The sequence below is a fragment of the Paraplanobispora takensis genome (assembly GCF_016863195.1).
GTDB lineage: Bacteria > Actinomycetota > Actinomycetes > Streptosporangiales > Streptosporangiaceae > Planobispora > Planobispora takensis.
Genome location: NZ_BOOK01000004.1, coordinates 279,376 through 291,055 on the forward strand (window position 1 = coordinate 279,376; position 11,680 = coordinate 291,055).

Annotated in this window: 11 protein-coding genes; 4 read left to right on the plus strand and 7 right to left on the minus strand. The window is 71.2% G+C overall.

Annotation, left to right across the window (positions count from 1 at the left end):
• Positions 1-46: 46 nt before the first annotated feature.
• The 6 genes from Pta02_RS03885 to Pta02_RS03910 all read right to left on the minus strand — a co-directional run bounded on the left by Pta02_RS03885 (position 47) and on the right by Pta02_RS03910 (position 6,197).
• Positions 47-958 carry a carbohydrate ABC transporter permease gene (locus Pta02_RS03885; protein ID WP_203873242.1) on the minus strand — a complete coding sequence of 304 codons (912 nt, stop codon included), beginning with the start codon at positions 956-958 and terminating at the stop codon, positions 47-49.
• Positions 958-1,845 (minus strand): carbohydrate ABC transporter permease, encoded by an 888-nt coding sequence (locus Pta02_RS03890; protein WP_239129488.1) that lies wholly within the window; start codon positions 1,843-1,845, stop codon positions 958-960. The genes Pta02_RS03885 and Pta02_RS03890 overlap by 1 nt, the downstream gene beginning before the upstream one ends.
• 61 nt (positions 1,846-1,906) lie before the next feature.
• Positions 1,907-3,313: an N-acetylglucosamine/diacetylchitobiose ABC transporter substrate-binding protein gene (ngcE, locus tag Pta02_RS03895; protein ID WP_239129492.1), complete on the minus strand. Its 1,407-nt coding sequence runs from the start codon at positions 3,311-3,313 to the stop codon at positions 1,907-1,909.
• Positions 3,314-3,329: 16 nt separating this feature from the next.
• Positions 3,330-4,088, minus strand: coding sequence for a sugar isomerase domain-containing protein (locus Pta02_RS03900; protein ID WP_203873245.1), 759 nt, complete (start codon positions 4,086-4,088; stop codon positions 3,330-3,332).
• Between the two features lie 4 nt (positions 4,089-4,092).
• A complete protein-coding gene (locus Pta02_RS03905) occupies positions 4,093-4,968 on the minus strand; it encodes a MurR/RpiR family transcriptional regulator (RefSeq protein ID WP_203873342.1) in 876 nt (291 codons plus the stop codon).
• A 146-nt stretch (positions 4,969-5,114) separates the two neighbouring features.
• Positions 5,115-6,197, minus strand: a complete 1,083-nt coding sequence (locus Pta02_RS03910; protein WP_203873246.1) for a thiolase C-terminal domain-containing protein — start codon at positions 6,195-6,197, stop codon at positions 5,115-5,117.
• Positions 6,198-6,408: 211 nt separating this feature from the next.
• Between Pta02_RS03910 and Pta02_RS03915 the strand changes: the two genes are divergently transcribed.
• Positions 6,409-7,218, plus strand: a complete 810-nt coding sequence (locus Pta02_RS03915; protein WP_203873247.1) for an SAM-dependent methyltransferase — start codon at positions 6,409-6,411, stop codon at positions 7,216-7,218.
• 50 nt (positions 7,219-7,268) lie between these two features.
• On the plus strand, positions 7,269-7,925 hold the full coding sequence (locus Pta02_RS03920; protein ID WP_203873248.1) for a MerR family transcriptional regulator: 657 nt from the start codon (positions 7,269-7,271) through the stop codon (positions 7,923-7,925).
• An 11-nt stretch (positions 7,926-7,936) separates the two neighbouring features.
• Here Pta02_RS03920 and Pta02_RS03925 read toward each other — a convergent pair whose 3' ends face one another.
• Positions 7,937-8,611: a ThuA domain-containing protein gene (locus Pta02_RS03925; RefSeq protein WP_203873249.1), complete on the minus strand. Its 675-nt coding sequence runs from the start codon at positions 8,609-8,611 to the stop codon at positions 7,937-7,939.
• 222 nt (positions 8,612-8,833) lie between these two features.
• Here Pta02_RS03925 and glnII point away from each other — a divergent pair, with 222 nt between their 5' ends.
• Positions 8,834-9,853 (plus strand): glutamine synthetase, encoded by a 1,020-nt coding sequence (glnII, locus tag Pta02_RS03930; protein ID WP_203873250.1) that lies wholly within the window; start codon positions 8,834-8,836, stop codon positions 9,851-9,853.
• 160 nt (positions 9,854-10,013) lie between these two features.
• Complete coding sequence (locus Pta02_RS03935; protein ID WP_203873251.1) at positions 10,014-11,678, plus strand: NAD(P)/FAD-dependent oxidoreductase; 1,665 nt, start codon at positions 10,014-10,016, stop codon at positions 11,676-11,678.
• The last annotated feature ends 2 nt before the right edge of the window (positions 11,679-11,680 follow it).

An 11,680-nucleotide genomic window follows, 5' to 3' on the forward strand; every position in this document is an offset into this window, starting at 1 on the left:
AGCCCGTGACCGGGCGGGGCTGTTCGAGCGCCCCGGCCGGGCGGGGCTATTTGAGCGCCCCGGCCGTCAGCCCCTTCTGGATCTGGCTCTGGAAGATCACATAGACGACCAGCATCGGGAGGATGGCCATGCTCAGGGCCGCGAACAGCGCCGCCCAGTCGGCGTCGTACCCGGCGTCCGCGGAGATCTCGGCGATGCCCTGGGTGAGCACCCACTTGTCCTTGACCGAGGTGAGCAGCACCAGGGGCAGCTGATACTGGTTCCACTGCCCCAGGATGTTGAACACGGTCACGCTGATGATGCCCGGCCTGGCCATCGGGAGCATGACCTGGAAGAACACCCGGGTGTGCGAGGCCCCGTCCACGAAGGCCGCCTCGGCCACCGCCCCGGGCAGCGTCCGGAAGAACGCCGCCAGGAAGAACACCGTGAACGGCAGCGAGTAGGCGATGTAGACCAGGATCAGCCCGCCGTGGGTGTTCAGGCCGATGAACGGGCCGATCACCGGGACCCCGCCCATGTTCTGCACGACGAAGAACAGCGGGGTCAGCGCCAGATAGACGGGGAAGGCCAGCCCGGAGACGAACAGCAGATAGATCGCCCGGCTGCCGCGGAAGGGATAGCGGGCCAGCACGTAGGCCGCCATCGAGCCGAGCAGCATGGTGCCGAACGTGCTGCACGCCACCACGATGACACTGTTGATCATGTACTGCCCGACGTTCGCCTGCTCCCAGGCGCGGGCCCAGTTGTCCAGGCGCACGGTGGCCGGCAGCGACCAGGCGTCGCCGAAGATCTCGTCCTCGCTCTTCACCGACGCCAGGAACGTCCACACGATCGGGACGACCACCAGGACCGTCCAGACCATCAGCGCCGCGTGCGTCAGGACCGACAGCGGCCCCAGCCGCCTCCTGCGCTCCCGCCGGGCGTAGGACCTGCTCCGGGCGACCGCCGCGTCCGCCATCAGAACTCGATCCGCTCACGCCGCGACAGCCGCAGGGCCAGCGCCGCGAACCCGATGGTGAAGAAGAACAGCACCACGCCCATCGCGGAGGCGTAGCCGAACTTGGAGTACTCGAACGCGTTGCGGTAGATCTCCGCCGCCATCACCGTCGTCGAGTAGTCGGGGCCGCCCTGCTCGGGCGTCATCACCCACACGATCGCGAAGACGTCCAGCGCGATGATGCCGAGATAGACCCATCCGACCTGGATGGTGTCCCACAGCAGCGGGAGCGTGATCCGGAAGAACATCGGCGGGCCGCCCGCCCCGTCGATCGCCGCCGCCTCGAACAGCTCGCGCGGGATGGAGGCGATGCCCGCCGAGAACAGCACCACGTAGAAGCCGACGGCCTGCCAGACGAGCACGCCGAGGATCGACCAGAGCGCGATGTCGGTGTCGGACAGGAACCCGATCGGCTCGAAGCCCATCGCGATCAGCGGCGCGTTGAGCATGCCGCTGCGGTCGGGGCGGAAGACCTGCTGGAACAGGACCGCGATCACGGCGATCGCCAGGACCTGGGGGAAGAAGAACACCACCCGGTAGAACCTCGACCCCCACACTCCCCCGGCCCCGCCGCGCCCGCCCGCGTTGAGCAGGAAGGCGAAGAACAGAGCGATCACGAGGGTGAGCACCGGCAGCAGGACCAGCAGCAGGAGGTTGTGGCCGACCGCCTTCCAGAAGACGGTGTCTTCCAGCAGCCTGCGGAAGTTCTCCAGGCCCACGAACCGCGGGCTGGCGTTCACCCCGCGCCAGTTGGTCAGCGCGATGGAGAACGCCTGCGCGTAGGGGGCGATCACGTAGATCACGTAGAGGGTCACCGGGAGCACGAGGAACCCGACGGCGAACCGCATCCTCCCGTGCCTCATGACCCGCCCGCCGCTCGGCCGCACGAGCCCGCCCGCTCCGGACGGCTCACCGCTTGAACTTCTTGACCGACGAGTCGTTCTTGATCGATTCGGCCTTCTTCTGGGCGCGCTCCGCCCACTCGTCCACCGTCAGCTTGCCGTTCATCAGCTGGCCGGACGCGGCGGCCACCTCGTCGTGCAGCTCGGCGTACCACTTGCGGAACAGGAACCAGACCGCGTTGTCGCCCGCCACGAGCAGGGCCTTGGCGGCGCTCTTCAGCCCCGGCTTGAGCGTACGGCCCTCGCCCGCGCCCTTGACGACCGTGAGCGTGGAGACCAGCTCCATGAAGTCGCCGGCGCCGTCCTTGGAGAGCATCGCCCGCATGTACTCCATGCCCGCCCGGGGGTTGGCCGACTTCGCCGACACGACGTACTCCTCGCCCGGCTGGACGTGCAGCGTGCCGTACGGCATGGCGTCGGAGGAGGTGAAGGAGGGCAGCGCGAACATGGCGTAGCCGAAGTCCTCGGGGGTGGTGTCCTTCTGCTCGTTCTCCAGCCAGGACCCGCAGGGCAGCATGGCGACCTGCCCCTTGTTCTGCGCGGTCTGGGTCTGGACGTGGTCCAGGCCCGCGGTGCCCTGCATGAGGTACTTGGCCCCGATCTCGGCGAAGGCCCCCGCCGCCTGCTTGACCGGCTCGGCCGTCCAGGCGCCCTCCTCCAGGTTGTCGATGTTCTTCAGCACGTCCTTACCGCCGATCTTGGCGGCGAGCGTGAGGATGGCCTCGTAGATGTAGTACGGGTGCCTGCCCGCGTAGGTGAAGGGCGCCGTCTCGCCCGCCTTCTTGATCTCCTCGCAGAGCGCGGTGAAGGCCTCCCACGTCCTGGGCGGCCGCCAGCCGTTGTCGTCGAAGAGCTTCTGCGAGTACCAGATGCCCCAGACCGTGTTGACGTAGTTCAGGACGTACGGCGTGCCGTCGTAGCTGCCCAGCTCGATGGCGGAGGGGTCGATCGTGTCGCGCACCTTCACGGTGGGGTCGTCCCAGCTCGGCGCGTCGTACAGGGGGGTGAGGTCGGCCAGCTGGCCGTCCTGGACCAGGGCGCCGAAGTCCATCGCGTTGGCGCCGGAGTTGTTGATGAACTCCGGCGGGTTGCCCCCGGCGAAGCGCGGCTGGAGGGTCTTGGCGATCTCCTGGGTGGCGTTGTGCTTGATCTCCAGCTTGGGGTACTTCGCCTTGAGCAGCGGTTCGTGGATGTCCGTGGCGTAGGCGTCGCCGAAGCCGCCGTCGAAGATCCAGATCTCCAGCGGCCGGTTCTCGGCCAGGCCGAGCGGGTTGGCGGCGCTGGTCGCCCCGGCGGCCGGCGCCGAGGAGGTGCCGCCGTCGCCGGCGGGGGTGGCGCACGCGGACGCGACGGGCAGGGCGAGCCCGGCGAGGACCGCGCTGCGCAGGAGTTCGCGCCTGGATAGCGGGGTCATGCTTCCTCCTGGATGGTTAGGCACCTCGCCGGATCCTTCCGGCGTAACGGCTCTCCAGAGCCTGGTTGTGCTCGTCGCCGCCGGCCACGTTCGCCGAGCGGTAGACCGGCGGGCTCTGCCCGTCCCCGGCCAGCTCGCGCACCACCTCGGCCACGACCATCTGGGCCAGCAGCGCCGAGGTGATCGTGGAGACCGCGCCGAACGAGCCGCCGCCCGGCAGCGGCAGGACGGCGTCGCCGTACGGGGCGCCGTTGTCGAGCACCACGTCGGCGAGGTCGAGGAGCTTGCGGCCCGAGGGGTGGCGGGAGGTCATCGCGGTGCTGTGGCGCACCGAGGTCAGCGCGATCAGGTCGTGGCCGCGCTCCTTGACGAGGGAGGCCAGCTCCACCACCGAGCCGTTCACGCCGGAGCTGGAGACCAGCACGAACACGTCCTGCGGCTCGACGGGGGCCAGGTCGTAGATCCTGCGGGCCACGGAGGGGTCGCGCTCCAGCCGCGAGGGCGCCTCGGTCAGCACGCTCACCGGGGCGCCGCCGTACAGGACGATGTCGCGCAGGGCGAGCCGGTTGCTGGGCACCAGGCCGCCCGCGCGCCCGGCGATCTCCATCGCGACGGCCTCGGAGTGGCCGGAGCCGAACGCCTGGATCACGCCGCCGCCGCGCAGCGAGGCGGCCATCAGGGCGGCGGCCCTGCCCACCGCCTCGCCCTGCGTGCGCACGGTCTCCTCCAGCAGGGACCGCACCTCGCGGACGTAGTCGGAGGCACCGATGTCCATGCGGTCAGCTCCTCTCCACCCGGTGGCTCTCCAGCGCCCGGATCGTCCGCTCGAACGACTCGTTGGTCCGCTCGTAGGTGCGCTGGGCGACGGCCACGTAGACGGCGTCGAGCACGAACAGCTGCGAGTGCACGGCGGCGAGCCCGCCCAGCCTGAAGGTGGTCTCCCGGCTGGCGGTGGTCAGCACCAGCTCGGCCAGCTCGGCCAGCGGGGAACGGGCGAAGGAGGTGACCGCGACGGTCAGCGCGCCCCGGTCGCCGGCCTCGGCCAGGGACTCCAGCACCTCCCGGGTGCGGCCCTGGTGGGAGATCCCGATCGCGACGTCGCCCTCGGCCAGCAGCGCCGCGTCGGCCAGCGCCTCGTGCGCGTCGGCGTGGCTCCAGCAGGGCACCCGGATCCGGCGCAGCCGCCCGCCCAGCATGCCGGCCACCGCGCCGCTGGTGGAGACCCCGAAGATCAGGACCCGCCGGGCCGCGACGACCGCGTCGGCGATCGCGGCGACGGTGGCGGGGTCGAGCTGGGCGGCGGTGTCCTGGATGAGCCGCGAGTCGGCCGCGGCCATCACGCCGATCGCCGCGTCGAGCGGGTCGGTGGGGCCGATCTCGTGGCCCACCCCGGCGTCCCAGTGGGCCTGCGCGACCCGGCCGGTCTCGGTGGCCAGCGCGACGCGCAGCTCGGCGTATCCGCCGAAGCCGAAGACCCGGCAGAACCGCGTGACGGTGGCCGGCGAGCTCCCGCTGACCTCGGCGAGCGCGATGATCGTGGAGCGGGCCGCCCCGGCGGGATCGGCCAGGATCGTCTCCCCCACCCGGCGCAGAGCCTCGGGCAGGGCGGGCGTCTCGGTCCGGATGCGTCCGAGCGCGCCTGCGGCCACAGACATTCCTTTCACCCAAGGAATGGATGCATGAAAATTATTCTTGTCAACCTCCCACGTCAAGACCCCGGGCACGATGCCCGGCGTGTCGGTATGGCAGGTCTTCCGGCGACGTCAGGCGCCACCGGACCCGCCGGTGGCCGGGGTGGTGCTCAACCGCCCCGGGTGAGGAGCGCGGCGCTGCCGTAGGAGCCGCCGAAGCCGGTCACCAGTGCCGTCTCGCGGTCTCCGCGGAGTTCCCGTACGGCCTGGGCCACGTTGTTGAGGCCGTGCACATAGCCCTCCGACAGCAGACCGCCGTGCGGGTTGACCCCGGCGTGGCGGCGCTCCAGCAGGAAGGCGCCCAGGTCGGCCCGGTCGGCCAGGCCGAAGTCCTCCAGCTGCCGGGGCACCAGCCAGGAGTAGGCGTCGTACAGCAGCGCCACGTCCACGTCGTCCGGCTTCATGCCCGAGCGTTCCCACAGCAGGGGGGCCAGGTGGCCGGAGAAGATCCGCGTGACGTCCGGCGCGCGGTCCATGGCCGAGCAGCCGGGGCCGCCGCCCCGCACCACGGTGTGGACGCGCGGGGCTCCGGGCGCCAGCCGCGCGTCCCGGACCACCAGCGCGCACGCGCCGTCGGTCTCCTGGCAGCAGTCCACCGTGCGCAGCGGCGAGCAGACGTACGGCCTGGCGAGATAGTCCGCCAGGGACAGGGGGTCGCGGCGCAGGGCGCGCGGGTTGGCCGCGGCGTTCTGCCGGGACTGGGCCACGACCGCGTGCAGGTGCTCCTCGGTGAGCCCGGTCTCGTACAGGTAGCGCTGGGCGGCCAGGGCGAACATGGGGATCGGGCCGGCCATGCCGTACGGGACGGTGAAGCGCTCCTGCGGGCCGGTGGAGGCGGTGTTCATGCGCGTGCCGGAGCGGCCGTTCAGCGCCCGGTAGACCAGGACCGTGCGGGCCAGGCCCGAGGCGATCAGCATGGCCGCGTCGCCCAGGATCGAGGCCGCCTGGGTGCCGCCGCCGGTGATGTCGTTGTGCCAGCCCAGCCGCTCGATCCGCAGGGCTGCGGCGACCCGGACCACCGGGGCCGAGTCGTTCATGTGGTAGCTGAGGACCGCGTCCACCTCGCCGGGCTCGACGCCCGCGTCGGCGCACGCGGCGCGGGCGGCCTCGACCGCCAGCTCCAGCTCGGTCCTGCCGGACCTCCTCGTCAGGGCCGTCATCCCGATCCCGGCCACGGCCGCCCTGCCCCGCATGGAACTCCCGGAGAGGTCGTGTCGCCCGCCGGGACGGGGCGCGATCCACCCCGGCGGGCGACGTCTGCGGGCGGCCGGTACGGGCCGCCGACGTCACGCTAACGCGGCGCGATTACTTAGGCAAGCGCTTGCTCGGTTAACAAAGCTGCCCAATTTGGTGATCTTTCCTCTAGCATCGTCGGAAGCGACAGAAAGGGCCGAGGAGCGCTTCATGGACGATCAGCAGGCGCCGGCGGGGATCGACCCTACGACTCCCAGCGTGGCGCGGATGTACGACTACTACCTCGGCGGCAAGGACAACTTCGCCTCCGACCGCGAGGCCGCGGAGCAGATCATCAAGATGATCCCGGAGGCCCGCGCCAACGCCCGCGCTAACCGCGCCTTCCTGGCCCGGACGGTGACCGAGATCGCCCGGCAGGGCGTGCGCCAGTTCCTGGACATCGGCTCCGGCCTGCCCACCCAGGAGAACGTCCACCAGGTGGCGCACCGGATCGACCCCGAGGCAAGGATCGTCTACGTCGACAACGACCCCATCGTCATGGCGCACGGCCGGGCGCTGCTGGAGGACAATCCCCACACCACCGTCGTCCAGGCCGACATGCGTGAGCCCGAGACCCTGCTCGACCACCCCGAGATCCGCGCGAACATCGACTTCGACCGGCCGGTGGCCGTCATCCTGGCCGCCATGCTGCACTTCGTCCCCGACGACGATGCCGCCGCGGCCATCGTCGCGGCGGTCCGCAAGAAGCTGGTCCCGGGCAGCCATCTGGTGATCTCCCACATCTACGCCGGGGACATGCCGGCCGACGTCCAGGCCGGGGCGACCGGCGTCTACCGCTCCACCAGCGCCGGCGGCATCGCCACCCGGACCCCCGCCCACCTGGCCGCCTACACCGAGGGCATGGAGCAGCTCCGCCCCGGGATCGTCCCGATCCAGGCCTGGCGGCCGGAGTACGAGGAGGACGCCGTGGTCGACTTCACCCCGCCCGGCCTGATCGGTGTGGTGGCCAGGGTGCCGTGACATCCCGCCCGGGGATTTCCGCATCCATTGGCTAGCTGTACTATCCAACAGTGCGGATATCCCAGCTCAGCGCCGCCTCGGGCGTGCCCATCCCGACGATCAAGTACTACCTCCGCGAAGGTCTGCTCCCCGCCGGGGAGCAGACCGCCGCCACCCGGGCGGAGTACGGCGAGCGGCACCTACGGCGGCTCCGCCTGATCCGGGCGCTGCTGGAGGTCGGGCGGCTGCCCATCGCGGCGATCCGCAAGGTGCTGTCCGCCGTGGACGACCCGGAGCTGAGCATGCACCAGGTGCTCGGCACCGCCCACTACGCCATCGCCCCGACGGCCGAGCCGCACCCCGGCGACGACCGGTGGAGTGAGGCCCGCGACCGGGCCGACCGCATGATCGCCGGCCTCGGCTGGCGGGTCGACCCCGACGCCCCCACCCGCGACGAGCTCGCCCAGGCCATGCTCACCCTCGGCGAGCTCGGCATGCCCGCCACCGGCGAGGCTCTGCTCCCCTACGCCGAGGCGGCCATGCGCCTGGTGAGCGAGCACGAGATCGGCACGATCCGCGCCTCCGGCACCCGCGAGGAGGCGGTGCAGGCCCTGGTCGTCGGCACCGTCGTGCACGGCCGCGTCCTGGACGTCATGCGACGCCTGGCCCAGGAGTCGGCCTCCGCCGGGATCTTCGGCGACGGGACCGGGAAGGCGCCCGCCCCCTGACGGCGGCCGGCCTAGTCTCCGACGTCGACCGGGCGCTTGAGCAGCCACAGGGCCGCGCGCTGCAGGAGCGTGCGGTGGATCGGGCTGTCGTAGGAGCGGGTGTCGTGGCCCAGCGCGTCGTAGACGACCCGGCCGCGCCGCACCGGGCGGGCCCAGACCAGGGGCTGGCCCATCGCGGAGGCCAGGGGGTGCACGTCGGACAGGACGGTCAGGTCGCTGTAGACCTCGTCCACCAGGTCGAAGTCCCGCAGGCCGTCGACCACCGGGTGCCCGCCGTGGACCCGCACGCTCGCCCAGCCCAGCGGCGGATGGTGGGACTTGCTCCAGTCCCAGCAGGCGCCCAGCACGCGGGGCCAGCCCTGCCAGTCGTCGAAGCAGATGGCGGCGCTGTGCATGCACAGCAGGCCGCCGCCCCGCTCCAGGTGGTCCAGCAGCGCCGTACGGGCCTGGGCGGGCAGCTCGAAACGCCACCGGGCCCGGTGGTCGGCGAAGCGCTCCTGGCGCATCCGCCAGCGCAGCGCGTTGATCGTGATCAGCTGGTACTCGGGGGCGTCGGCCAGGCCTCCGACGATGTCCTCGGTGACATCGGACTCCACCCCGACCTCGGCGAGGGTCTGCGCCAGTGCCGCCGAGGTCGCGGGGAAGTCGTGGTACATGCCTCCGGAGAGGATCAGGTTTCGGGCCACGGCTCCACTTCAACACGGAAGCGCACCGGTCGCCACCCTGTGCCCGGAGCCGCACCCGCAGCTCACAACGGTCCGGAGGAGGCTGTGAAACCTTTTCGTAACGGTCCTGCCTGGCAAAACGGGCCTAAGTAACATCCCGTTCACATACGGGCAACAGATGTGAAATTGCCACTTGCGACTCTTTGAGGGCAGCAGACCACTTCCTCCCCAAGGACTCCGGCGATGACCTTCAAGGCTGAATACATCTGGATCGACGGCACCGAGCCGACGGCCAAGCTCCGTTCGAAGACCAGGGTCCTGGCGGACGGCGCCGAGCTCCCGATCTGGGGCTTCGACGGATCCAGCACCAACCAGGCCGACGGCCACTCCTCCGACCTCGTGCTCAAGCCGGTGTTCACCTGCCCGGACCCGATCCGCGGCGGCGACAACGTGCTGGTCATGTGTGAGGTCCTGAACATCGACATGACCCCGCACCGCACCAACACCCGTGCGCTGCTGACCGAGGTGGCCGAGAAGTACGCCGACCAGGACCCCTGGTTCGGCATCGAGCAGGAGTACACCTTCTTCAAGGAGGGCCGCCCGCTCGGCTTCCCGACCGGCGGCTTCCCGGCCCCGCAGGGCGGCTACTACTGCGGCGTCGGCGCCGACGAGGTCTTCGGCCGCGACATCGTCGAGAAGCACCTCGACCTGTGCCTGGAGGCCGGTCTGAAGGTCTCCGGCATCAACGCCGAGGTCATGCCCGGCCAGTGGGAGTTCCAGGTCGGCGCGGCCGGCCCGGTCGAGGTCGCCGACCACCTGTGGGTCGCGCGCTGGCTGCTCTACCGCGTGGCCGAGGACTTCGGCGTGGCCGCCACCCTGGACCCCAAGCCGGCCAAGGGCGACTGGAACGGCGCCGGCGCGCACACCAACTTCTCCACCAAGGCGATGCGCGAGGGCTACGACGCCATCATCGCCGCCTGCGAGGCGCTGGGCGAGGGCGACAAGCCCCTGGAGCACGTCAAGCAGTACGGCCACGGCATCGAGGACCGCCTCACCGGCCACCACGAGACCGCCCCGTGGAACAAGTACAGCTACGGCGTCTCCGACCGCGGCGCCTCGGTCCGCATCCCGTGGCAGGTCGAGGTCGACAAGAAGGGCTACATCGAGGACCGCCGCCCGAACGCCAACGTCGACCCCTACGTGGTGACCCGCCTGCTGGTCGACACCTGCTGCGCCGCCCTGGAGAAGGCCGGCCTGGTCTGATCCGCCGAGTTCGATCCACCGCGTCCGATCCATCGGGACGCGCGGAGGCCGTGGACACCCTGCCGGGGGCGTCCACGGCCTCCGTGTTTCCGAGGACGTTCAGGTAGTACCGGTATGACATCCTTCGAAGGGATTCGCATTGGTTCGGGGGAAGGCGCGCATGGACAAGCCAGTCATCGTGACGGTCGACGACGATCCGGGCGTCTCGCGCTCGGTGGCTCGCGACCTGCGGCGCCGGTACGGGCACTCCTACCGGATCGTCCGGGCCGACACGGCCGCCGAGGGCATGGAGAGCGTTCGGGAGATGCGCCTGCGCGGCGACGACGTCGCGGCCATCCTGGCCGACTACCGGATGCCGCAGATGAACGGCGTGGAGTTCCTGGAACAGGCCATGGACCTGTACCCGCACGCCCGCCGCGTGCTGCTGACCGCCTACGCCGACACCGACGCGGCCATCCAGGCGATCAACGTCGTGGACCTCGACCACTACATGCTCAAGCCGTGGGACCCGCCGGAGGAGAAGTTCTACCCGGTGCTGGACGCCCAGCTCGACGCCTGGCAGCGGACCGACCGCCGGCCGGTGGACGAGCTGCGGGTGGTCGGGGCCCGCTGGTCGGCCCGCTCCTACGAGATCCGTGACTTCCTGGCCCGCAACCAGGTCCCCTACCGCTGGCTGCTGGCCGAGGACCCGCAGGGCGCGCAGCTGGTCGCCGCCGCGGGCGTGGACGGCGACGCCGGCCCGGCCGCGCTCCCGCTCGTCGTCACCGCGGAGGGCGCCGTCCTGGCGGCGCCGACCACCGCCGAGCTGGCCGGGGCGGTGGGGCTGTCCACCTCCCCCGCCACCGGCTTCTACGACCTGATCGTCGTCGGCGGCGGCCCCGGCGGGCTGGGCGCGGCCGTCTACGGCGCCTCCGAGGGGCTGCGCACCGTGCTGGTGGAGAAGCACGCCTCCGGCGGGCAGGCCGGCCAGAGCTCCCGCATCGAGAACTACCTGGGCTTCCCCGACGGCGTCTCCGGCGCCCAGCTCGCCGACCGGGCCCGCCGCCAGGCCCTGAAGTTCGGGGCCGAGCTGCTCACCGCCCGCACGGTCACCAGCCTGGAGGTCAAGGGCCAGGCCCGGGTGGTCGGCTTCGCCGACGGCAGCAGCATCGCCGCGCACACGGTGATCCTGGCCACCGGCGTCTCCTACCGGCGCCTGAGCACCCCCGGCCTGGACGACTTCATCGGCAGGGGCGTCTACTACGGCGCGGCCGTGACGGAGGCGCCCAACTGCCGCGACAGCGAGGTCTACATCGTGGGCGCGGCCAACTCCGCCGGGCAGGGCGCGGTCCACCTGTCGGGGTACGCCAGCAGGGTCCACCTGATCGTCAGAAGCGACGGGCTGGAGAGGTCCATGTCGCACTACCTGATCGAGCAGATCGCACGGATCCCGAACATCGAGGTGCACACCGGGACCGAGGTCGTGGGCGCCGGGGGCGTCGACCACCTGGAGACGCTCACCCTGAAGGGCCCCGAGGGCGAGCGGACGGCCGAGGCCGAGTGGCTGTTCGTCTTCATCGGCGCCGAACCGATGACCGACTGGCTCGGCGACGCGATCGAGCGGGACGAGCGGGGCTTCGTCCTGACCGGGCCCGATCTGACCGCCGCGGAGAGCCGTCCCAGGAACTGGCCGCTGCGGCGCGAGCCGTACCACCTGGAGACCAACGTGCCGGGCGTGTTCGCCGCCGGGGACGTCCGCGCCGACTCGATCAAGCGGGTCGCCTCCGCGGTCGGCGAGGGGGCGATGGCCGTGGCCCTCGTCCACCGCTACCTGGAGAAGACCTGAGG